The organism is Paenibacillus sp. LPE1-1-1.1 (assembly GCF_040676435.1).
Taxonomy (GTDB): Bacteria; Bacillota; Bacilli; order Paenibacillales; family Paenibacillaceae; genus Pristimantibacillus.
Genome location: NZ_JBEGHY010000044.1, coordinates 288,204 through 313,232, shown reverse-complemented (window position 1 = coordinate 313,232; position 25,029 = coordinate 288,204). Strand labels below are relative to the sequence as shown.

Genomic DNA, 25,029 nt, shown 5'->3' with positions numbered 1-25,029 from the left:
TTTATCCCACCTCCCCTTTTTATGCTAGTATGTTTAAATCTAATGATTTGCATGTACAATGCCTTGGTTGGATAGATGGACCGCATTCCGTCCGCTATGTTTCGAGCGGTAAAGAGCGATATCCGCCTCGCTTAGCAGCGCTTCCAGCGGCACATCCGCAGTGCGCGCTTGCGTCACGCCAAAGCTGGCTGTGATGGTTATCGCTTTAGCTGCGCTGTAAAGCGGATTGCCGGCAATCTCTGCACGGAGGTGTTCAGCGGTTTGCCCCGCCTGCTCAAGCGGCATATCCGGTAAGCTGATGGCAAATTCTTCGCCGCCATACCGGCCGAATAGAGCATTAGGAGGAAGAATTTGTTGACAGATCATGACGATGTGCCGGAGCGCGAAGTCTCCCACGCTATGGCCGTAACGGTCATTGATTTGTTTGAAATGATCGATATCAAGCAAAATAAAAGAGAGCGGCGTCTTTGTAGAATGGGCGGCAGTCAGCAGCTCCCTGCTTTTTTCCATAAAAAAAGTACGGTTATAAATGGAAGTGAGCCCGTCGATTTCAGCGAGATAGCGCAGCTTGTTTTGGAGAAGCGTATGTTCCGTTACATCGATCATTACGATGGTTCTGCCCGCCAGCTGCCCGTTCGGCTTAAGAAGCTTAGAGGATCTTATCCGGTAATAGGATGTTTCTCCGCCACGTACCCATTTCAGCTCCTGCTCATGATCCAAGGTATCGTCTATGCCAAACGAGAATGCCCCGGTGTCCGCGCCTCGCTTCCAGATATGATCCAGCCGTTGCCCAATCGCTTTAGGTGAGAGTGCCGGAATGATTTTTGTTGCCGCTCCGTTAAAATCCATGATCTGGTTTTCTAGATTTAGCACAAGCACTCCATCTCGCATACTCTCGAAAATATGCTCCCGCGCAATAGGAGCAACGGTAAGCAGCGATGTCGAGAAAATGGATGTAACATACAGGGTTGATGTGATGCATATCAGAATCGGCACAGGATCCATGCCAAGCGGAGTAAGACCGAGTACATAGGCCAGTGCTCCCAGCATAGGGAGCGTTATGCCGATGGCGAGCGTTATTATTTGCTTGCGGTACACTGATTTTGTCCTTCGCCAATAACGCCATAATATAAATAGGCTGGCAAACATCGATCCGGAGGTATAGCTTCCATGAACGTAATACCAGAGACCGGGCACTACATCAACCATGGGAGTGGCGACGTTTGGATGCAAAAATAGCTGCTTATAGAACAAGTGATGAAATTCATTGGTCGAAACCATCAGCAGCGTTATCGCCGGGATGACAAAAAAGATCCATGACTTCTTGAACTTGTCGAATTTATCTATGCCTACATAATGCATGACCAGCAGCAAGCTGCAGGGAGAGATGAACGGCATGCCAAGATATTCGATATTTAACCAAAAACGGATCTCGCGAAGCGATCCGCTAGCAAGCTCGAAAGCAAAAGCGAACGTATAAACGGCGGATAAAATGGTCGACCACATAAATACTCTCATGCCCGTGAACTTTTTCTTGTTGTTGTAAGCATATATGGCAAGCAGCACGCTAAGAACGCCGGAAATGACGACAAAAATAATATACTGGGAAATAGGGGTATCCTTAGTTATTAACATAAGAGGCTCCAATGTAGCGGAATAATAGTTTATTGTCGTTACAGCCTGACCGCGCAAGGGTATAGGCTACGACACATTTTACCATATGAGCTCGTTCTTCATCAAAATATTATATAATTCGCGGTTATGCGACGCTAATAAACATAAATTTACCTATCGTATTTATAACCTAAATAAATATTTATTCTATTTGAAGGAGCAAGGATATAACATGGAGAATAAGTTTGCATACATAATTCTACAAAAAATGATCTTTTGTATACGCATTATTTTAAAAGAGTGATATCTAACTCATGAACACACAAGTCAATTCTGCTATAATTTAGTAAAAACAAAAGGCTTGCTGCACCAATATTTTGAATATTGGATAGAAAGGATGCTGATTCCATTATGAAGATACACACGCAACGCGTAGCAGGCCTTAAGTACGTAAAGCTTTGTTTTCTAGTATTTATGATCATCATGTTAGTGGTAGAATCCTTTCCGTTTGTTTCGGGCTCGCGAGTCGAAGCAGCATCGGGAGGCTATGTTTATTACGTATCCGCAACCGGTAACGATAGTAACCCCGGTACGAAGGAATTGCCATGGAAAACGATTCAAAAGGCAGCAAATACGGTGCTGGCCGGGGACACGGTTTATGTGCGCGGTGGTATTTATAAGGAATTCGTAACGATCAAGACTTCCGGCTCGCAAGAGGCTGGCTTCATTACCTTTCAGGCTTATCCGGGAGAAACGCCGATTTTGGATGGAACAGGCCTTAGTGTAGGCAGCGGGAAAAATGCTTTAATTTATTTAAGCAATGCCAGCTACATTATCGTCGATGGGTTTGAGGTTCGGAACCTAACGACCTCAAGCAGCTCCTATTATCCGGCTGGAATTCGAGTGCGCGAGGGTGGACAAAGCATCAATATCCTCAATAACAACGTGCATCATATTTCAAACAGCGCTGCCAGCGGCAACGCGCATGGCATTCATGTTTATGGAAACTCAAGCACAGCGATAAGAGACGTCACGATTAGCGGAAATGAGGTTCATCATTTAGTAACGGGCTACAGCGAGTCGGTAACGCTAAGCGGTAATATTGATGGTTTCTCCGTTATTCGCAACATTGTTCATGATAATAATAATATAGGCATTGATATAGCAGGATTCTATGGGGCATGTACTGCATCGTGTATTGATCAAGCGCGAAACGGGATCGTTTCCGACAATACCGTTTATAACATTAACTCTTCAACAAACCCTGCATATAAGGGAGTCCATGCAGCAGGCGGCATCTATGTGGATGGCGGCACAGAAGTTATTATTGAACGGAATATTGTATTCAACAGCGATTTTGGCATTGAATTAGCGAGTGAGAAGCTCGGCAAACTAACCCGGAAAATTACAGTTCGCAACAACGTTGTTCACCATAATTATGGCGCAGGCATTATTATGGGCGGATCTAGTTCCTCGAATGGCGGGGCGGCAGACAATATCATTTCCAATAATACGCTGATAGAAAATGACACATTAAATCAGGGATACGGCGAAATTACCTTGCAATGGAACAACACAAACAATTCAATCATGAATAACATTGTTTATAGCAGCCCGAAAAAGACTTTTGTTCATAAATCAAACAGCAGCGGATCGGGTAATATTGTCGACTACAATTTATTATTCCGCGCGGGCGAGCCTGACACTGTTCCTTGGAGTTGGCAGAGCGGTTCCTATACTACTTGGGATGCCTATAAAAAAGCAACGGGAAACGATGTCCATTCTATTTTCTCTGATCCGCTTTTGGTCGATAAGAACTGTCAATTTCAATTGAAGGATACTTCCCCTGCTATTGATAAAGGAATATCACGACCAGATCTTAATGGAACAATGGATTTCAGCAGCCAGCTTAGAATCCAAGGCAAGAGCGTAGATATTGGAGCTAGTGAGTTTATGCCGCCAACGCCGACTGTGCCTGTGGAAGAACCGCAAATTCCAGATACGGATCCTATTATAATTGTTCCAGGAGAAGAGACTGAAGCTGAAGCTCCTGCTATCCTGGTTGATGGCGATCTGTCAGATTGGGAAGGTATTCCTTTATTGGCCGAGGGAGCCGGCAACGTACAGCATTTAAAAGCTTTGATGACTAATGATAAGCTCGTGCTCTATGTATACGGCAGCTTGCTTGAGCAAAAAGGACAATTTTTTCTTAATACGGATGAAAACAAGGATAGCGGTTTTGGAGTGCCGTACTGGACAAACAGCGGTGCCGATTATTTATTGGAAAATGGTGTTCTATATAAATATAATGGATCCGGCGGCACGAGCTGGTCGTGGATACAAGTAAAAAATCTTTTACAAGCTAAAGAATATGTAAAAACCAATACGGTAATTGAAGTATCGATTGCGCTTTCCGATATCGGTATTTCACAAGGGTCGCCAGTTTCAGCAGGATACGTATGGAATGATTCAAACGCTGAGAAACTGCCTCTGGGCAGAGATTTAGCTGTGATTGGAGTAGGGACGGGGACAGAACCTGACGTTTCAACTCCTACGCCAGTTCCGACGCAAGCGCCGACACCGGTACCAACACCGGTACCGACACCAGTACCGACACCAGTACCAACACCAGTACCAACACCAGTACCGACACCGGTACCGACACCAGTACCAACACCAGTGCCAACACCGGTGCCAACACCGACGGCGACACCGGAACCAATGAAGACAACCATTGTCGTGGACGGAGAAACAGCCGATTGGAACAAAGTTTCGGAATTCATAGTTGGCGATTCGAATCCTAAATCTCTTAAGGCAGTCCATGCGAATTCTAATTTGAATGTACTTCTACAAGGCAGTAATTTATCAGTTAAGGTTCAGGTTTACTTCAATACCGACAGCAGCGTAAAAACAGGTTACCAATCAACGAAGCTGGCAGAGAGCGGTGCAGAGTTTCTATTAGAGAATGGTACTTTATACGCGTACTCGGGCTCGGGAAGCGATTGGTCGTGGAGAAAAATAGATTCATTAAAAACAACTAAGAAATATATCGTAAAAACAGAAATCATAGAGTTTGCAATTCCGCTCGATGTGCTGGGGCTAAAGGTGGACGGTTCCGTTTCGATTGGCGTGGTGCTTGCTGATTCAACCAAAACAATTCTTCCTAACGACGGCGTAATGAAGTCATTCGCTATTGTTAAAGAGTAAAAGGAAAATATAATTCTTTTGACCTAGTCTTAATAACCCTCTATAGACGATAATATCGGGAGACAAATGATCGAAGTGATCTCCCGAATATTGTCGAATGTAGAGGTTTTTTGTTTGAAATTGTAGAAATATAAAAGATTTTATTTCAAGGAATTGAGCAATCTCTCAAAATTCTACATAAAAATTGTTATTTCGTAGTCGAAACGAATCACGTATGTTATCATAAGTTAGCATTCGACATTTACATACAATTAATAGTCGAAATAACAAGACTTTATCTCTTTGCCACATCTATTCTTAAAGCTGCATAGGATCATTTCCCCGCTTGTAATATGACGCCCTTGCCTTTCAAAAATGATAAGCCGGTTAGAGCATAAAGTTTTTTATTGTAATGAATATCCATATTATAAAGACGGGGTGGAGTCGTGAAAGTACTTATTTCAGGAGGCTATGGATTTATCGGATCTCATGTTGCCGATAGGTTTCATAAAGAAGGATATGAAGTATTCATAATAGATAATTTATTAACCGGAAGAAAAGAAAACGTTACTTTTAAGCATAAAGGGTATCAACTATCCGTTGAGGATCCAAAATGCGAGGAAATATTCCGTTCTAACCGCTTTGACGCGGTTATTCATTTGGCTGCTCAGGTCAGCGTTGCCGACTCCGTGAGCAATCCAAGACTGGATACCGAGTCGAATGTGCTGGGTTTGGTCAATATGCTTACACTTTCTCAAAAATATAAGGTTAAAAAATTCATTTTCGCTTCATCGGCTGCGGTTTATGGCATGAATGATAAATTGCCGCTAGTAGAAACGGATCTTTGTAACCCCATCTCGCCTTACGGCATTAGCAAATGGGTTGGCGAATCCTACTGTTTGAAATGGGAACAGCTTTATGATTTAGAAACGGTGTGTTTTAGGTTTTCCAATGTGTACGGACCGCGTCAGGGCAGCGTGGGCGAAAGCGGCGTAGTCTCTATATTTATGGATCGGATCATTTCGGAGCAGCCCGTGTTTATTCATGGCGATGGCGAACAGACGAGAGACTTTATCTATGTGGAGGATGTAGCGGATGCGATCTACCGCGCTTCATATACTAGTCTGTCAGGCATTTATAATTTATCGACGAATACGGAACGCAGCGTTAACTCCTTGGTTGATGTGTTGAAGGAGCTTCACGATGTGAAAGAGGTTCATCACACGGACCGCAGGGATGGAGATATCCAACGGTCGACTTTGAGCAACGAGAAAATTAAAAACGAGCTGGACTGGGTTCCGATGTATGATACGAACGAAGGTTTGAAGCGTACCTTTGCGTGGTTCAAATCGAATCAGGCAAAGCGCGAAGTCGCAGTTAGCGCAGTGGCGGAGACATCATCCAAGCGGCAGTGGCTTAAGAGCATTCAGCCTTATTTCGAGAACTTGCTGGCCTTTGCTCTAACGGCTTGGATCGTGCTCAGCCAACAAAGCAGTGCATACGGGCTGATTGATGTTGAATTATTTTACATTACGATTATTGGTATTATCTATGGTAATCGTCAATCTATTCTAGCGGTTGTATTATCCATCGGGTTATTTCTATTCAAAAAGCTTGATGACGGTCATGAAATTGTATCTTTGATGTACGATACGGACTTCTTTTTCCAGCTGGCCATTTATTTGTTTATCGGACTCGTCGTTGGTTACTCGGTGGAACGGAAGAACGGCATTATTCAAGCCAAAGAGCAAAAAATCGTGGAACTGGAAAATAGATACGAGTTTTTGAACGGCGTGTATACTGAGGTTCGCGAAGTGAAGGACGAATTGCAGCACCGAATTTTGAACAGCGGTGACAGCTTCGGGAAAATCCACTCGATTACGAAAGAGCTGGAGAGCTTGGAGCTTGAGAAGGTGTTTATGGCAACGGTCAACGTTGTCAAATCGATTATGGGCGTGCAAACCGTATCCATTTATACGGTCAGTCCGAACCGCTCGTTTATGCGACTTGTCGCGAATACGAATGATTCGGGGGCGGCAGTAAGCAAGTCATTGCGTCTTGAAGACCATGCTTACTTACAGAAAATGTTGGCAGACGGCAAGGTATTTGTAAATAAAGAGCTTAATAGCCATGCGCCGCTGATGAGCGTGCCGATCTATCATGATGGAACGATTGCGGCATTTATTTCCATAGAAGGCATGTCTATCGATAAGTTTTCGCTCTATTATCAGAACTTGTTTAAAGTTACCTCTGATCTGGTTTCTTCTGCTCTGTCGCGCGCGCTTGCGTATCTCGATGCAACGGAAAGCCGCAGGTTTATCGAGGGTACCTCTGTATTGCGAAAAGAGGCTTTCGAAGAAATCCTGTCAAGCAAGAAACAGGCAAAAAGCATGCACAATACACCTTATCTGTTACTGGAAGGCGAGCTTGGCCAAATGTCCTTGAAGCAATATTCGGAAAAGGTTGCAAGCATGCTGCGCGAGACGGATTATATCGGTTCGGTAAAAGAAGGACAAGTTGTCGTCATCCTTTCCAACTCGGCGGCAGAAGATGCTAACTTTGTCCTATCTCGTTTTGCGCAACAAGAAATCAGCATGAGAGTTGTCGAAGGGGAGCTCTAATATGATTGGGTTATTATACGGAATATACGTGCTGCTGTCGGCATTCGGCTTATTTCTAATCCACCGTAAATCTATGCGGGAATGGCTGCTTAGGATGATCATTGTTACGCTGCTTCCAGTAATCGGGTGGCTCTTGCCTGTGTTTTGGCCGAGACGTTGGTTTAACCATGCCGGCGAGAAGCTGGACGAATATATCGTAAAGCAGCAGGAAGAGATGTCTGTAAGCAACATAGGCATTCACAAGAAGATGGAAGTAGAAAAAGAGTTAAACATCATTTCTATCGAGGATGCGCTCATTGTCAGCGAACATTCTGCAAGGCGCAGAGTCATGATCGATGTTCTGAAGCAGGATTCCATTAATTATCTTGAGGTTTTGCAAACGGCCGTTAGCAATGAAGATACGGAAACCTCCCATTATGCCGTTAGTGCGATTATGGAGGCGAAAAGGAAGCTCTCGATATCGATTCAGGAGCTTTCTGTACAGTATGAGCAAAACAAAACGGACGAGCATCTGCTGCGTGCATATGCGGAAGTGCTGAAAGGCTTTATGCGCAGCGGATTTTTGGATGAACGTACCTCACGGAAATATAAATATACGTATGTTGCAGTTTTAGAACAGCTAATTTCCAATTCGGAGGATGTGGAATCGGCGTTTGCCGAGAAGCTGAATGCGGAGATGGAGCTGGGTCAATTTATTGCAAGCGAGGAGACCTGCCATGCGTACATCGAGAGATATCCCCACAGCGAGGATGCCTATCTTAGCTTGGTTCAGCTGTATTTTATGACAAAATCGGTGGATAAGCTGCACACAACGATAGAAACACTAAAAAAGTCACCGTTGAGGCTCTCGAACCGGGCCCTCACCATGGTAAGGTTTTGGTCGGAAGGGGCATGACATGAAGAACGAGTTAAACTTCTCGAGAAAAATATACATCATTTTGCTGGTAGTCTTGGCGTTTGGAGTTGTAATTCAGATCGCGCGTTCCCAATATATCCTACAGTTTAAGCATAATACCAATTTATTGGAGCAACGCGAGGAGCTGTTTGCAAATATAAAGGATCATCCTGCTCAAGAACTTACAGGCACGAATTATTGCGTTGTGTATGAATCAACCGAGGATTATAGTGTCGCGCTCAAAAAAAATGCGTCCCGAACGTTACAATACATGCAGAAGAAAGCTGCTGAAATTAATTTAGCAGAGCAAAATCTGAATGTAGACAGCTGTGGTGTAGTTATCGTTGCAACGGATAACTTGAATAAGTTAGGAAAGGTCAATCTCATTGATGATTACGTATTTAATGGCGGCTATATGATATTTATGAGCTCCTTAACCATAGATACCAATTTTCAAGTGCTCTATCGGAAATTCGGCATTTCGTCATTTGGCCAACCGCATGAAACGATTGGAATCGAGCTTCTCTCCAATGTATTGATCGGGGAAAAAAAGCTTCACATAGACGATGAATTTATGAGCAACTCCTCCATTAGTATTGAGTTGGATGATCAGTCAGAGCTGCTCGCCGAATCAGCAGACGGCAATCCGCTTCTTTGGAAACGGGGATACGGCAAAGGAGCGTTCATGATGTTTAACGGCTCCATGCTGCAAGAAAAAATCAACCGTGGTTTTTTTGCCGGAGCTTTAAGCTTGCTTGAGCCGAATTTTATTTATCCGATTTTTAATTCGAAAATATTTTTTATCGACGACTTTCCAGCCCCGATTTCAAAAGAGGTCATTCCGGCTATCTACAGAGAATATCAACGGGATACGCCAAGCTTTTACCAGGATATCTGGTGGCCGGATATGCTTAAGGCTGCGAAAAAATACGCGATTAAATATACGGCGGTAATTATTCAATCCTACCACGACGAGGTGCTGCCGCCATTCGAATATCCGATTGACGAGGATCGCTACGGGCTTATTTCATACGGGCGCGAGGTCATTAAGAGCGGCGGCGAAATCGGAATTCACGGCTACAATCATCAATCCTTGGTTGTAGACGAGGAAGTATCCAAAAGTTTTGGTTATAACGCATGGAAGAACTCCGACATCATGGCAGAATCCATTAAAGAAGTTTTGAAATTTTCAGCCCAGGCTTTTCCCAAGTATTCAGTTATGTCCTACGTCCCGCCTTCTAATGTGCTGGATGAAGTAGGGAGAGAAGGGTTGAAAAAAGCATGGCCGAACTTGACGGTTATTTCGTCTTTATACGGTGAGGATGCATCAGGAATGGCCTATGTACAGGAATATGAGATTGCCAAAGATGGCATTATTGAGATGCCTCGCGTCACCTCGGGTTATTTTGAGGATACCTTTGAACGCTGGGCGGAAGCGAACGCCATGACCGGGTTAGGAATCTTCTCTCATTTTATTCATCCCGATGATGTTTTAAGCGGCGCGCGAAGTAAAAACCAAACCTGGGAAAAGCTTTATGACGGCTTCTCGGAAAAAGTCGAACGGCTGAAAAAGACATATCCATGGGTCCGTCCAATGGCTTCGACCGAGGCGGCGCTAGATATGGGAGTTGCCTTGACCTCGCAGCTGAAGCTTACGGAAAGCGAAGACAGCATCAAAGGCGAAGTATCCAACTACCGTTCAAATCTTTATTATGTTTTACGCTCCGATAAAAAAATCGGGAAACAAGTGAATTGCTCTGTCCAAAAAATAGATACGAATACGTTCCTTGTCGAAGTATATGATTCTAAATTCACGATCGAATTAGGTGGGTAATCACATGAGAATATGTATAATTGCTGAAGGATCGTATCCGTATATTACTGGCGGGGTGTCAAGCTGGATTCATAGTATCATTACGCAAATGCCGGAGCATGAATTCGTGATTTACGCGATTGGGGCACAGACCAAGCAAAAGGGTCGATATAAATATAAACTGCCAAGCAATATCGTTGAAGTGAAGGAAATGTTCCTGGATGCGTATTTATTCGAGGAAGGCGAGTGGGGCCATCGTTTTAAGCTGACGAATGACCAGCAAAAGGAAATAATGGCCCTTCTGAGTGGGGAAGGAACGGTAAATTGGAGCAATATTTTTGATTTGCTTCGAACCAGCAAGTTCCGCAGAGCGGCTGATTTCTTATCAAGCAAGGATTACTTTGATATTTTGGAGCAGCTCGGAAGGAATAAATATAGCCTAGTGCCCTTTACGGAAATGTTTTGGACGGTGCGCTCGATGATTCTGCCGCTGTTCTTGACGATACGACATGAAATACCGAAGGCGGACGTTTACCATAGCGTATCGACAGGATATGCGGGCGTGGTAGGCGCGCTGGCTAAGCACTTGCATAAAAAACCATTGCTGCTAACGGAGCACGGCATTTACTCGCGTGAGCGGGAAGAAGAAATCATTAAAGCAGATTGGGTGAAAGGTTACTTTAAAGATTTGTGGATCGAGTATTTCTATAACCTTTCAACCTGTGTCTATGAAGCAGCGGATCAAGTCATCACATTGTTCAGCCGCAACAAGGAAATTGAAATAGAGGTTGGGTGCGACGAATCCAAAATAAGCATTATCCCCAACGGCGTAAATATCGACAACTATGTAAATTTAATAACGGCTCCGCAGGATGGCAAACTTCGAATCGGAGCGATTGTCCGCGTTGTGCCTATAAAAGATATTAAGACGATGATCCAAAGCTTCGCATTGATTAAGCATGAGGTCCCAAATGCGGAGATGTACATCATGGGTCCGATTGAAGAGGACGAGCAGTACTATCAGGAATGCATGCAGATGGTAGAAGCCATGGAAATTAAGGACATTATTTTCACAGGCGAAGTGCAAATCAAGGACTATATTGGCCAAATGGACATTCTTATGCTAACGAGCATTAGTGAAGGGCAGCCACTCGCCATTCTGGAAGGGATGGCCTGCGCAAAGCCGTTTGTAACGACGAATGTCGGCAGCTGTAAGGAACTGATCAACGGAATGGACGACGGTATTGGTCCTGCAGGTTTAGTCGCGCCGGTTATGCACTACGAGCAGCTCGCAAACGGTGTTATAGAATTGTGCAAAAACCAAAAGCTGCGTGAACAGATGGGACGTAATGCATTCGAGCGTGTTCAGCGTTTTTATAAGCATCAGGATTTTATTGCTAGCTATCGTAATCTTTATCAATCGTTGGGAGGCTGACGTAAGTGGCTGGAATCGGCTTCGAACTGAGAAAGTTGTTTCAGGAGCAGGGATTAATAAATAATGTTAAGGCTTATGCGTATTCGTCTTTGACGACGATAGGACCAATGGTCTTATGCATGTCCTTGATTATTGCGCTTCAAAAAATGATGTCCGTCTATAATGGAAGCTATTTGGAATGGGAGCTGTATATCTCGACGGTAACCTATTGCTTTATTTTTTCCATTATCATTACGAGCGGGATATCCATGGTTATCACGCGTTTCATTGCCGACATGATCTATCAGAAAAAGTATGAGCAGCTGTTATCCTCCTATTACGGAGCATTAATGGTTTGCCTGCCCGTGTGCGCTTTGGCAGCTTGGCTGTTTCTGCGCGAGGTGTCTGCTGATTCCGGATATAAGCTGGCTGCTTATCTTTTCTTCATGGAGCTTATTATTATTTGGATACAAGGAATTTATTTATCGGCTTTAAAGGACTATATTCGCATTGTAAGAAGCTTCGGAATTGGGGTTGTCATCGCACTGCTAAGCGGTTTCCTACTGTTTTCGTATACGGACATCCAAGCAACTACAGCCGCGCTACTCTCGATCGATATCGGCTTTTTGGTTATAGCCGTACTTTCTTCCTTTCATTTCGAGCAAATATTCCCCCGTGCGCAGAGCCGGCAATATTTTACTTTTCTAACCTACTTTAAGAAATACCCTTCGCTTTTCTTTACCGGCTGCTTTGTTTATGGCGGCGTATATATTCACAGCTTTATTTATTGGTTTGGACCATCGGGCGTGGAGGTTGCTAATCGTTACCTGGTTATGCCGGCATACGATTTACCGGTTTTCTACGCGTTTCTCTCTGTCGTTCCATCCATGGTCGTTTTTGTCGTATCGGTTGAAACGTCTTTCTACGAGAAGTTTCGGGTGTATTATTTGAACGTATTGGATGGCGGCACCTATCAGGATATCAATAAAGCCAAAAAAGAAATGCAAAAAACGCTTTTGCGTGAATTCAGCTTTTTAATGGAAGTACAGCTGCTGTTTACCATTCTTTCCATAGCTCTTGGAATGAATTTTCTGCCGAAAATTGGTTTCACAATGGCGCAGCTGGACTTGTTTCTCATCTTAACATTAGGCTATTTCTTATTTATTATTATGTTCGTGCTTGTACATGTCCTCATGTACTTCGATGACCGGAAAGGTGTCCTTATGATTAGTGGTTTGTTTATTGCAGCAAATGCCGGATTTACGTACTGGATGATGAATTTAGACCTCAATGGTCTCGGCATGTTCATGGCGGCATTCGTAGCGCTGGCCGTTGGGATTGCGCGCCTGCTGCATGTGCTGCGCAATATTGATTACTATACCTTCTGTTCACAACCGCTTACGACAAAAAGCCAGCGGGAAAATTCAAAACTTTCATTGGTCAAACCGGCCTCGATTATTTCTTCAATAATTGTTATGACGCTGGTTTTATCCGCATGCTCTAGTGATAAAGCTGCTTCAGTAGGCGAACCTTCCAATAGTGAGGGCGCAGCTGCTTCCACTGGGCAAAGCGACGGCATCGCGGAGGATAAACGGATTTATGAAAGAGATGAGGACGGCTCTCTTAAGGCTTTGTATGTCACGATAATGCCGGAAAAAGCAAATGATGCCGATTCCGTAAACTGGTATGAACTTAATCGGATGACAGATCGTTACAGTGAAGAGAATTTGGAAGTCATTATGCAGGAAGGAAAGGCAGACGGCACGGGGCCAACGTCTGGAATGTTTGGATACGGGGCAGACACTGCTAACGCAAAAATCAGCCTACGAGGCAATACTGCCAGATATGCTGCCCAAAAATCCTATAAAATCAAGCTATTTGATGAAGCAGGCTTATGGCAGAACCAGAGGACGTTGAATTTAAACAAGCATTCGACGGACCTTTCGAGATTACGTAATAAGCTAAGCTTTGATTTGTTGGAGCAAATCCCGAATATAACGAGCTTAAGAACGCAGTTTGTTCATTTGTATGTCAAGGATTTGTCAGAGGGCTCGGCAAATGCAGGTTATCAAGACTATGGTCTATACAGCCAAATCGAACAGCCTAACGAAATGTTTTTGAAGTCTCATTGGCTGGACCCTTACGGTCAGCTTTACAAAGTTAACTTTTTCGAGTTCCAACGCTATCCCGATCAAATTAAGTCGCAGTCAGATCCGGATTATGATAAGGCAGCCTTTGAAACCATTCTTGAAATTAAAGGCCGCGAAGAGCATGACAAGCTGATCGACATGCTGGATGACTTGAACAATATGGAACAGTCTATTGATGAAGTCATTGAAGAACATTTTGATCTGGAAAATTTCCTTACATGGACAGCAATAAACATTTTGACGGACAACATGGATACGGATGCTAATAACTTTTATCTTTATTCCCCGTTAAATTCAAAGAAGTGGTATTTGCTTCCTTGGGATTATGACGGTGGCTGGGAGCTGCAGAGGGAAGGAAACTACATCCGGACTTATCAGTCCGGACTCAGTAATTTCTGGGGAAACACCTTGCATAACCGTTATTTCCGAAATGAAGAGCATATTAAGCAGTTAGAGGACAAAGTAGAAGAGTTAGCCAAAGTCATTAATAAGGACAGCGTGGCAAAGCAGTTAAACGAATATAAGGATGTCGTTAAGCCTTTTCTCTTCAGCGCGCCTGATATGAACTATTTACCTGGACGCAATGATGATTTCGATAAGGAGCTTGAGCAAATTATCAATACTCCGGAACGAGGAGTAGAACGATTCCTGAAAGATTTAGAAAAGCCTAAGCCATTTTATATGGACGCAGTTGATATAGAAGCCGCGAAAATTAATTTTACATGGGGAATCTCGTTTGATCTTCAGGGGGATGATCTCCTTTATGACGTGACGGTTGCCCGTGATCCTGCTTTTGCGCAAATTATTGGATCCCAAAAGAACATACAGGTTAACGAAGCATCATTTAAAAGACCGGTAAATGGAACTTACTACTGGCGGGTAACGGTTCGCGATAGCAGCGGGCATGAGCAAACCTCTTTCGATTCCTTTACTGACGTAGAAGGCAATGAGTATAACGGTATTAGACAGTTCGAGGTGGAATAGCATGTTATTTCAGGGTAAAAAGCTACGAAACGAAATGAAGTATTATTTGCACATGCATGATTATATTTCACTTCGCTACAAGGTCTCGACCATGCTTGTTATGGACAAAAACTCATTGTCAGTAGATGGATACGGCATTCGCAGCCTGTATTTTGACGGCCCGCATGATCATTCTTTGTATGATAAGAATAACGGCATATTTAAACGCGAGAAATACCGTATTCGCATTTACAATGGCAGTGACGCGAAAATTACCGTGGAGCGGAAAAGCAAATACGGTGAATTCGTATGCAAGGAAGCAGCCTCTATTAGTCGTGATGAGTACGATGCCATCATGAGAAAAGATTACGAGCCGTTAGCAGGCAAAAAGGAACCTTTGCTGATCGAATTTTATTCGGCGCTTGCGCATCGGGCTTTCCGGCCTATCGTCATCGTTGATTATTTTCGAGAGGCCTATGTGTATGAACCGGGAAATGTGCGAATTACATTCGATAAGCGCTTGACTGCGGGCGTAAATTCCGTCGATTTATTTGACCCCCACTTAGTGCAGGAGGAAGCGCTGCTCCCGGCTCAAACGATAATGGAAGTGAAGTTCGATGATTTTCTTCCGGATAATATTCGTAAGGTTGTACAGCCGGAGAGGCATGCGCGGTCAGCGATATCCAAGTATGTCATTTGCCGCGAGGTTGGCATGAAGCATTTTAAACAATAGACTAGCAGAGGTGCAATAATGAACGATACGGTTAATTTCCAGGACGTCATCAAAAAAAGCATGCTTCATCTTGAAGCATTCCGGAGTATTTCTTATGTAGATATGTTTTTGGGTCTAGCATCAGCATTCATAATCGGCTTATTCATTTATTGGATTTACCGCAAAACATTCCGCGGTGTCGTGTACAGCTATAACTATAATGTCTCTTTCGTTCTGATGACAATGATTACGGCGCTTATTATTATGACAATCAGTACGAATATCGTATTGTCACTCGGTATGGTCGGCGCACTCAGCATCGTGCGTTTTAGAACCGCTGTAAAGGATCCGTTGGACATCGTGTACATGTTCTGGGCAATTGCTGCAGGTATCGCCAGCGGCGCCAAAATGTACCCTCTGGCTTTAGGTGGATCCATCATAATCGGTTTAACGTTGGCTTGGCTATCCAAGCGCAAAATTCAAGAGCAAGCCTTTCTCTTGATTATTCGCCATACCGATAGCGCAACTGCTGAACTTAGAGTTCAGCTTCGCAAGCTGGACTCTAAGCTGAAATCCAAAACCGTCCGCAAGGATTTTACAGAGCTGACTGTAGAAATTAAAATGCGTGACGACAATACCGCATTTATGAAAACGATTAGCGAAATTGAAGGCGTACATGATGCATCGCTTATTAACTATACAGGCGATTACGCACAATAATCGTAAAATTGACCGAATTAAATATGGATGCTATTACGGGCTGATCCTCTATTCTGAGGTGTCAGCCTGTTTGATTTTTAGTGGATATAAAACAGGGGTGAGCCATTTGCTCACCCCTGTTTCTTATAACGGTAATTAAACCTGTCTAGGCAGCGTAATCTCAACACAGGTTCCCTGGCCAAGCTCGCTTCGGAAAACGATAGCTCCTTTATGGGCAGCGATGATTTGCTGGCTAACCATGAGGCCAAGGCCGTTGCCACTGGCTTTTTTCGTAAAGAAAGGCTCGCCCAAGCGTATCAAATCATCCTCGGCAATTCCGCAGCCCTGATCGATGAATTGCAGAACAATCGAGCCGCTCCTATTCTTTTCCAGTTGGATGGACAGCACACCGCCGCCGGGCATGGATTCAATCCCGTTTTTCATGATGTTGACGAAAACCTGCTTCAGCTGGTTAGCTTCGCCAATCACCTCAGGAAGCTCGGCTTCGGCGAGCAGCGCAAGCTGAACATTGCTCATCTTCGCCTCTGAATCGAGCAGCATCATGATATCGCCGACAAGGGTCAGCACGTTCACAGGTTGATAATGGGTGGCTTGCGGCTTAGCGAATACAAGAAATTCGCTTACGATCATATTGATCTGGTCAAGCTCGCCGAGCATCACCTCGAGATGGGAAGGCGTTAAGGAGCCGGTCTGCTGCTGCAGCTGGACAAAGCCTCGCAGCGTCGTCAGCGGGTTGCGCACTTCATGGGCAACGCCCGCGGCAATTTGACCGACCACCGACAGCTTCTCGGAGCGCCTTATAATTTCCTCCGTTTGCTTACGGGATGTAATATTCCTTGAAATGGTGGCGATTGCAATAATGGCGCCAAGCTCATCGCGTATCGGAGATATCGTAATGCTCAAATCAATGAGCTGATTGGATTTTGTATAACGGACGGTTTCGAAGTCGGTTACAGAGCCGCCGCGCAGCACGGTAGCCTCAAGCTCATGATGCGAGCTGAGATAGTCGCTTGGCACATTATCCAGAGGTCTGCCGAGCGCCTCTTCCTCATTCCAGCCGTACATGATCTCGAAGGCTTTGTTCACTTGAATGACATGGCCCGCCAAATCCGCTACATGAATCGCATCGGAGGTATGATTGACGAACGATTCAAGGTACTGCTTCGTGTTTCGCAGCTCTTCGGCCGTATCCTGAAGCTGAGTGGTATAGCTGTGCAAATTATCGCCCATCGTATCGATGCGGGAAGCGAGCAAGCCTAACTCATCATTGCTGCGTATCGTAATGATTTTGCCGAAATTGCCTGCAGCAATCGCATTTACTTTGTTTAAAATCTGATTCAAGCCGCGCAGCATGAAGCCCGCAATGAAGTAACTCGCGAACATCGTCACCAGAACGAGGCACAATGAGATGACCGATTGCATAAGCAGCTGCCGTTTAAGCGGCTTCAAAATAGATTGATGGTCAAAGCTGATACAGATGACATAGGTTTTGTCGATGGTGATCGGAATAAAGGTTTTCATGACCTGTTTGCCCATGATCGTGCTTTTCGCTGTAACCGTCATCCCGCTATCCAACGCTTTTTGTATATTCACGGAATCATTTTCTTGATCTTTGTAGGTGTATTGCCCAAAGGGAATGTCTCGAACGTCTAGATTGTAAACAGGAATGCCTTTTTTCATTTTTATGATTGGACTTTTTCCGAAAAACTGCGGATCAAAGCCGGTGATTTCTAAAATATCCTGCTGATCGGCAATGATCTTATTGACGATGGAATTCGTCCCGATCGAATTGTCGAAATCGAGCAGCACCTGCGCATTCACGTATGGATTAATCATATAGTTTGTCGTTCCGTCGTAATAGTCGCCCCATTTTCTTATTTGTTTAGGGTCTGAGGTGGAGAAATTAAACGGTCCGGACCAAAAGTTTTCCAGCTTTTGCCCTTCAGGAATGGTGACGTTATGATTCTCAAAAAGCTGCAAAAACGCCCTGTGCCAATAATCCCACGTTTTTGAGCTTAGGTTGATTTCATTGGGATCGGAGGATTTTAATGCGATAACATCGTCATCGAAGCGTTTCCACAGCGTAATATGATCGACGCCAAGCTTGCGGCTTAGCTCGACGAGCTGTTCGTTTTTGACTTTATCGATATCGGGATCAAGCTGCTCCTTAGCGGCAATGGCAACGATTCTCAGCTTCTCGCCTATTGAATCCTCCATAGATTGCCTTGCGCTTTCCGAGGCTGCAATCGTGAGGCTAATTTGCTTCGCAATACTGTTTACCTGCTGCTCAAGACTCGATTGCACCTCAGCTTTGGAAGAAAAATAAGAAATGAATAGGCTCAGGGCCAAAATGACGGCAACAATAATTGAAATCCAAAATGACAGCTTTTTTTTAATGGACAAAAGGATATCCCCCCGAGGTTCTAAGGTGCATGTACTACAATTAGACACGGAGTGACAAAAATCCTGTTTGTCCGCATATAAAAAAAGGAGAAGCTTATGCGGCTCTCCCTTTTTTGAAATCCGTATTCTATGATTCGCGCGTAAACTGCTCTTCAAGAAGGTATTCTTCTGCTTCTTCATACGTCTCGAAGGCAGATTCGAGGTTAAGATCGGCATATAAATACCATAGATCTTCTTCGAAAAGCAGCGTTAGCACGGCGTTGTCCGGACCGATCCAGCGTTGTTCCAGAGCCTGCTTTTTCTTTTTCTTCTTTTTCGATTCCGGTTTCTCCGGCGGTGCTATGGAAAGAGAGCTAATCGATTTCTCGATAATCGAGCGGAGCTCTTCCTCATTAAAGTCTCGAATATTTACGAGGCCCTTGTCGTCGGTTTCCACACCGGGCACAAGTCCGGCGAATACATAGCCGTTGCCGTTCGGATGCAAATGGTGCACGACCGATTTCTTCTCATGGGCACTCTCTTCATAATGGAAGTTGGTGCGGCCTAGAGAAACATCCTTTCGTTCCAATTCGGGAAAGGCTTCGATGATAGCGAGCTTTTGTTCAAAAGACAGCATATGTTTCCTCCTAAAGTTTGCGAAGCAAACCGCTTCGAAAGCATGGACCTAGTTTGCGAAGCAAACCGCTTCGAAAGCATGGACCTAAGTTTGCGAAGCAAACCGCTTCGAAAGCATGGACCTAGTTTGCGAAGCAGCAGTCGCGATGCTTGTGATTATACCACATCGCAGGAGGCGACTGTTAGGCATCCTTCTTCTTCATTAGAATGATCATGGCGCCGGCTAGAATGAATGCAATGGCGATAATCGGCTGGCTGAGCACGAATTTGTTGTAGAAGGAGCCGATTGAGAAGACAGCGAAGAAAAGGAGCGACAGCACGCTCAAAATATTGATGGGGATAAGCAGCCATTTGTTACGGTTGCCGAACCAATAAAATTCGAACAAGCCGATGGCAACGGCGAGGATAAAGCCTGGCCACATATACACCCAGTTGTTGAATAGCATGGCGATCTGGCAGACGACGCCCGCGATAAACAAAATACCACCAGGGATGAGCAGTCCGACTCCTTTTCTGCCGATCATGGAGAAGTAGAGCCAATGGAAAAAGAGTCCGAGCGGTATGACGAATAGCGATGGCCAGAAGTAGGCAAAGATTTTGCCCGGACCGAACGTTTCGCCTTGGTTTAGAAATAAACAAGCACCTAGCAGCAGGAGGACAAACCCGCTAATTGTTCTTAAATTCATTGTACAAAAGCACCCCTATCCACGTTTTATTAGCTGCTTTCAGCATAGCATAGATTGAAAATAACTGTCCTCCTGCTGCAGGTAAAATCGGAAACTGGACTAAAGTCTAGTTTCCTCTACTCCGGATGGTTCGGGGTAGCCGTACCGACCTCGAACGGCGAGGAAACGCCCTCGTACATGAGATGCATCGTCATCCCGGCGGACGCGTGAACAAGGTTATGGCAGTGGTCCATCCAGATGCCGGGGTTATCCGCGCGGAAAGCGACCTCGTACGTTTCTCCGGGTGCCACATCGAGCGTATCGGACCACCAAAGGCTCCCGCTTACAGTCTCATTGTTGCGTGACAGCACAAGCATATGATGGCCGTGCAGATGCATCGGGTGCTCGACGGAGCTGCGGTTTACTATGGTTGTCTTTACGAGCTCGCCCTCCTTCACGATAAACATGGGCGTATTCGGGAATACTTCGCCGTTAATCGTGTCGTAGGCGGCAAAGCCTCCGTTGTAAAAGGCAAAGCGATTGTCTAATACCATCATAAACTCGCGGTCAAATTTGCTGTCTCTATGAAAGGGAACGTCTGCTGGCGAAGTCCCGTAATGTGTCGGATCAAAAGTAGTTACTTCAGGGCGCTCCGGAATGTCTCCGCTGCCGTCTTTACTCATCAGTATCCCCAAGGAATGGCCGTTCCCAACCCGCAGAAAGACGGGATGATCGGGCATGGTGAAGGTGACGTCATACCGGCCGCCGGTGAGCAGCTCGAGGCGGTGGTGTTCTAGCTCTGCCGGGCCTGTGAGATCGGTGCCGTCTATGGCGGTTACTTTGAACGGGGCCCCCGTTAAAATATAAGACTGCCGGACCCAGTCATCGGTATTGATCAGCCGAAGCTTAACCGCCGTGCCGGGCGCGACCGCTTTTCGCTGCACAGACGGGTCCGCCCCGATCGACATGCCTGCGCCGCGCCAGTTGTGCGTGATAACCGTAATGTCTTCGATAGGTCCCGCTGCAGCCTCCTGCGGCTCCACGATCAGCGCGCCGAACAAACCTTTCTCCACGGCTGTCTTAGAGTTTTGATGCGAATGATACCAGAAGGTGCCCGTCTGCTCTGCGACAAAACGATAGGTAAAGGTTTCTCCGGGCATAACCGCATTCTGGGTAGCGCCGGCGACGCCGTCTTCGGCGTTCGGCACATCAAGGCCATGCCAGTGCAGCGTTGCGCCGTCTTCGATATCTTTGTTTATGAGCGTAACCTCGATGAGCTCCCCTTCCTTCATGCGCAGCTCAGGACCGGGAATTTGGCCGTTATAGGTCCAAGCTTCCACCTGCTTGCCGGAGCTGAGCGCAACGGTCTTCCGCTCGGCTGTGAGCGTAAACTTGCGATCGGGGATGCCCGTGCGCGGTCCAGTCAGCTCGGTGACCGGAATGGAAGGGGATGTCCCGGCAGCCGTGCTGGCCCCAGTATGGTGATGCTCTGCATGCGCCAGCTCTTGTGAAGAGCGTGCACCTATGCCGTAATCTGTTTTTCCTGACATCATGCTTAGCGTCTCAGGCAGTCGGCTGTTCTCCATAGCCGTCAGGAACGGAATGCTGCTGACGGCTAAAACGGCAAGGAGCAAGCCGGTATGCGTTAGCCGGCGCCGCCATGGACGGTAGACAAGCGCTACCTCCGCTGCAAGCTGGTTGCGGCGGGATTGCAGCATCCACTGCAAGCAGGCAACGAATAATAACAAAGTAGCCGGCATGGTTACTGCTGTCCAATGGAAGGGGATAGGCGGCACGAACGCAAAATAAAACAGCGCGACGGAGCACAATGCGGCGAGCTGAAAGGGGACGATAAATGCCGGATCGGAGGATTGGCGGCGGCGTGCGACATCAAGAGCATTTTCCGAGCGTCCCCTCGTCCGGTGCATGAGCTTACGGAGTCTGGGAAAGGAGTAGAACCAAATGAGGAGGACGGGCAGCAAGGCAAGCGGCGTGCGGACAAGCAGCCGGTCCATCCAAAACAACGGATGCGAAGATGCCGCAAGCATAGTATCCGCAGCTGCCATGACGGCAGCGAGCAGGCTGAGGCTGACGGACCAAAAAATAAGCTTGCGTGTTTTGCGGTATAGCTGCCTCTCTGACCGGTTATAAATAAGCTTTGATGCCTTTCCTGCGGCAATAAAGGAAAAAATAACAAATAGCATTAACGCGCCGAGCTCCGATTGAATGAGTAGTGAATACATCGAAATAGCCTCCTGAAGAATTTGTTTTCTGCGTCTGCGGCTTTATAGAAGAAACCGTTTTCTAGTCGTTATTCATCTTATCGAGTCATCGGGAATTGAAAAACCGCCGTAGGTCTGAAAGAGGTCCTAGACCTGTGACGGGGGATGTTCGTCGAATGACCGCGAATGGAATCGAAAGCTACAAAAAGCGGAAATACTTCTTATAAAGCGACATTTTACACCTCTTGTTTAGTTCTATGAAAGCGCTATTATTAAGGTAATAAGAAGTAGGAGGTGAATAATATGAGCCAAGAAGAAGAAGTAGTTCAAGAAGGCGCGGAAGAGACCGCGGAACTCATTTCGGAAGAGGCTCCAGCGGAAGAAGCAATCGAAGCTGTTGAGGCTGAACTGGAAGAGGAAGAAGCGGAAGAAGCGGCTGCTGCGGTAGAGGAAGATGCTGCAGAGGAAGCGGAAGAAGAGGCGGCTGAGGAAGAAGCTGCCGAAGAAGAGTCTGAAGAGCAATAATGATATCTATCATTTTAAATTATAAAGAGGAAGACTGTTTGGGGGCCGTTTCGACGGCGTCCGGACAGTCTTTTTTTGTGTTCGGGAACGCAGGCTTTATAAGTATGCGTTTACATCGGAGCTGCCAACATTTTATTCTCGTAAAAGCGTATTTCTAACGTGCAATAGCCCTCTCGATATGCTACGATACCTTGTGCTTTACTTTTCCTATTAGAAGAAGGTGACAACATGACAACGGCAGAAGCCGGTAAAGGACAAAGGCCGCAGGAGCAGAAGGGCATTAATTTATTTTTTCTGACATGGCCTATATTTTTGGAGATCTTTTTGTTTATGCTCATGGGAATCGCGGATACGCTCATGCTTAGCGCGATTTCGGACAATGCCGTATCCGGCGTCGGGGCAGCCAATCAATACCTGCATATCGCCATTTTGCTGCTGGAGGTCATCGGTAACGGGGCGTCAATCGTCGTTGCGCAATATATCGGGTCTCGAAAGTTTATAGAAGCCGCAAAAATATCAGCGCTTGCCGTAACGCTCAATCTAGCGGTCGGGCTGCTTATAAGCTTAACGTTCGTGCTGTTTGGTGGTCAATTGCTGCAGACGTTGAATTTGCAGGGCGAGATCCTCGTCCATGCCAAAAGCTATCTATCGATCGTAGGCGGGATGATATTCCTGCAAGCGATTATTAACTCCATCTCGGCGATTATTCGCGTGCATGGCTTTACGAAGGAAGCGATGTATGTATCGCTTGGCATGAATGTCGTTCATATTATCTTAAACTATTTGCTCATATTCGGTAAGTTCGGCTTTCCGGAGATGGGCGTGCAGGGTGCGGCGCTGTCATCGGTCATCAGCCGCGCATTAGCGCTGGCCGTATTCTTCTGGATGCTTTATCGCATTATGTCGGTAAGGGTAGAAATCAGCTATTATTTCACCTTGTCGAAAGAGTATATCGCTAAAATTTTGAAAATCGGCATCCCGTCCGCACTGGAGCAGGTGATGTACCAAGCCTGTCAAATGGTTTTCTTGTATTATGCGACTTATCTGGGCGCAGCCTCCCTCGCAGCCAAAAATTACGCGAATAACATTTCGATGTTTACGTATTTGTTTGCTTTTGCGATCGGCATGGGTACGTCGATTATCGTCGGCCGGCTTGTCGGGGCAGGCGAGCAGACGACAGCCTATCACCGGGTTTGGAAAAGCGTGCGCTGGGCAAGCGGCGTCACCTTATTCGCTGTCCTGCTCGTCATCGCGTTCCGCGAGCCGCTGATGCGCATGTTTACGGATGACGAGGAGATAATCCGGCTAGGGGTACAGGTTCTGCTTCTGAGCATTGTGCTGGAGACGGGGCGTACGATCAACATCGTGCTCGTTAACTCCTTGCGCGCATCAGGCGATGCCAAGTATCCGCTCTGGGTTGGCATGTTCTCGATGGTGGCGATGAGCCTGCCGCTCGGTTATTTTTTCATCTTTGTATTGGATTTAGGTTTGGCCGGCATTTGGCTGGCGATTGCGGCGGATGAATGGCTGCGCGCGTTTATTATGTTTTTCCGCTGGCGCAGCAGAGCTTGGGAGAAGCACGCGCTCGTCAAGCGGGAGCAAAAGGATAAACCGGCGGTTTTGCACGGATAGACGCCGGCGGGCAAAAGGGGCACCAAGGAAGATATTTAACTTCTGCGGTGTCCTTTTTTTCATAAAATAAATTTGACAACTATGTGTCTAATCACTAAAATGAAATTATACATAATAAAAGTTAGTACATTGTAAAAAGTAAGTAAATTTAAGTTATGCACTGCACTCATAGGAGGAATTTTAACATGGCAAAATCGCAATGGATCGTTGACGCGAGTCACAGCAGCATTGATTTCTCGGTAAAGCATATGATGATCGCAAAGGTAAAAGGCTCTTTTCACGCTTTTGAAGCAAATATCGTGGCAGACGCGCATGATCTGACTTCCGCGGACATTCAGCTTACCATCGACCTTAACAGCGTAGATACACGCAACAAAGACCGTGACGCGCATCTTCGCACCCCTGATTTCTTTGATATCGAGAAGCATCCGTCCCTCGTCTTCACATCGACGGCAATTACGAAAACAGATGACGGCGAGTATTACGTTGTCGGCGACGTGAGCCTGCACGGCGTCACGCGTTCCGAGAAATTTGCCGTCAGCTTCGAGGGCGCGGGCAAAGATCCATGGGGCAATGAAAAAGTGGGATTCAGCGCAACGGGCAGCCTAAAACGCAGCGATTACGGCTTAACTTATAACGCAGTGCTGGAAACGGGCGGCGTTCTCATCGGCGATGAAGTGAAAGTCTCGATTGATATTGAAGCGACTCAACAAGGCTAATTATAAAAAGGATTATTTTTCACCGCGAAACGGCTTATCCGGGCAATGGCTGGGATAGGCCGTTTTTTTGTTGGGCTCCCTTTGAGTATTCGCAGTTGAGATAGGCGGCATCCGATTACCCTTGCTGGAAGGCGCTTTCAGCGTTAGGATAAGGAAAGGA

The 25,029-nt window shown here is 45.9% G+C and carries 15 protein-coding genes and 1 pseudogene; 11 read left to right on the top strand and 5 right to left on the bottom strand.

What is annotated here, in order from left to right:
* Nucleotides 1-39 precede the first annotated feature (39 nt).
* A complete protein-coding gene (locus MRBLPE1_RS28060; protein WP_364152201.1) occupies nt 40-1,635 on the bottom strand; it encodes a histidine kinase N-terminal 7TM domain-containing diguanylate cyclase in 1,596 nt (531 codons plus the stop codon).
* A gap of 462 nt (nt 1,636-2,097) precedes the next feature.
* Between MRBLPE1_RS28060 and MRBLPE1_RS28055 the strand changes: the two genes are divergently transcribed.
* The 8 genes from MRBLPE1_RS28055 (at nt 2,098) to MRBLPE1_RS28020 (ending at nt 16,088) form a co-directional block, all read left to right on the top strand.
* Complete coding sequence (locus tag MRBLPE1_RS28055) at nt 2,098-4,821, top strand: right-handed parallel beta-helix repeat-containing protein (RefSeq protein ID WP_364152198.1); 2,724 nt, start codon at nt 2,098-2,100, stop codon at nt 4,819-4,821.
* Between the two features lie 425 nt (nt 4,822-5,246).
* Complete coding sequence (locus tag MRBLPE1_RS28050; protein ID WP_364152195.1) at nt 5,247-7,421, top strand: NAD-dependent epimerase/dehydratase family protein; 2,175 nt, start codon at nt 5,247-5,249, stop codon at nt 7,419-7,421.
* 1 nt (nt 7,422) lies between these two features.
* Nucleotides 7,423-8,316, top strand: coding sequence for a hypothetical protein (locus MRBLPE1_RS28045; protein WP_364152192.1), 894 nt, complete (start codon nt 7,423-7,425; stop codon nt 8,314-8,316).
* A 1-nt stretch (nt 8,317) separates the two neighbouring features.
* The gene (locus MRBLPE1_RS28040) at nt 8,318-10,150 is read left to right on the top strand and encodes a DUF2194 domain-containing protein (RefSeq protein WP_364152189.1); all 1,833 of its coding nucleotides are present in this window, start codon (nt 8,318-8,320) and stop codon (nt 10,148-10,150) included.
* Between the two features lie 4 nt (nt 10,151-10,154).
* Nucleotides 10,155-11,564 (top strand): GT4 family glycosyltransferase PelF, encoded by a 1,410-nt coding sequence (gene pelF / locus MRBLPE1_RS28035; RefSeq protein ID WP_364152186.1) that lies wholly within the window; start codon nt 10,155-10,157, stop codon nt 11,562-11,564.
* A gap of 5 nt (nt 11,565-11,569) precedes the next feature.
* Nucleotides 11,570-14,677, top strand: coding sequence for an exopolysaccharide Pel transporter PelG (gene pelG / locus MRBLPE1_RS28030; RefSeq protein ID WP_364152183.1), 3,108 nt, complete (start codon nt 11,570-11,572; stop codon nt 14,675-14,677).
* Nucleotide 14,678: 1 nt separating this feature from the next.
* The gene (locus MRBLPE1_RS28025; protein ID WP_364152180.1) at nt 14,679-15,389 is read left to right on the top strand and encodes a polyphosphate polymerase domain-containing protein; all 711 of its coding nucleotides are present in this window, start codon (nt 14,679-14,681) and stop codon (nt 15,387-15,389) included.
* A gap of 18 nt (nt 15,390-15,407) precedes the next feature.
* Nucleotides 15,408-16,088, top strand: coding sequence for a DUF4956 domain-containing protein (locus tag MRBLPE1_RS28020; protein WP_364152177.1), 681 nt, complete (start codon nt 15,408-15,410; stop codon nt 16,086-16,088).
* Between the two features lie 135 nt (nt 16,089-16,223).
* On the opposite strand, the gene MRBLPE1_RS28015 is transcribed toward MRBLPE1_RS28020, so the two are convergent.
* The 4 genes from MRBLPE1_RS28015 to MRBLPE1_RS28000 form a co-directional block, all read right to left on the bottom strand.
* Complete coding sequence (locus MRBLPE1_RS28015) at nt 16,224-18,491, bottom strand: ATP-binding protein (RefSeq protein ID WP_364152174.1); 2,268 nt, start codon at nt 18,489-18,491, stop codon at nt 16,224-16,226.
* A gap of 127 nt (nt 18,492-18,618) precedes the next feature.
* Entirely contained in the window at nt 18,619-19,107 is a 489-nt protein-coding gene (locus tag MRBLPE1_RS28010; RefSeq protein ID WP_364152171.1) for a hypothetical protein, read from the bottom strand.
* A gap of 181 nt (nt 19,108-19,288) precedes the next feature.
* On the bottom strand, nt 19,289-19,792 hold the full coding sequence (locus MRBLPE1_RS28005; protein WP_364152168.1) for a hypothetical protein: 504 nt from the start codon (nt 19,790-19,792) through the stop codon (nt 19,289-19,291).
* A gap of 116 nt (nt 19,793-19,908) precedes the next feature.
* Nucleotides 19,909-22,014 (bottom strand): multicopper oxidase family protein, encoded by a 2,106-nt coding sequence (locus MRBLPE1_RS28000; protein WP_364152165.1) that lies wholly within the window; start codon nt 22,012-22,014, stop codon nt 19,909-19,911.
* Between the two features lie 282 nt (nt 22,015-22,296).
* Between MRBLPE1_RS28000 and MRBLPE1_RS27995 the strand changes: the two genes are divergently transcribed.
* The 3 genes and pseudogenes from MRBLPE1_RS27995 to MRBLPE1_RS27985 all read left to right on the top strand — a co-directional run bounded on the left by MRBLPE1_RS27995 (nt 22,297) and on the right by MRBLPE1_RS27985 (nt 24,869).
* Complete coding sequence (locus MRBLPE1_RS27995; protein ID WP_364152162.1) at nt 22,297-22,518, top strand: hypothetical protein; 222 nt, start codon at nt 22,297-22,299, stop codon at nt 22,516-22,518.
* Between the two features lie 178 nt (nt 22,519-22,696).
* Nucleotides 22,697-24,150, top strand: a pseudogene (locus MRBLPE1_RS27990) (MATE family efflux transporter).
* A gap of 185 nt (nt 24,151-24,335) precedes the next feature.
* Complete coding sequence (locus MRBLPE1_RS27985) at nt 24,336-24,869, top strand: YceI family protein (RefSeq protein ID WP_364152156.1); 534 nt, start codon at nt 24,336-24,338, stop codon at nt 24,867-24,869.
* Nucleotides 24,870-25,029: the final 160 nt, after the last annotated feature.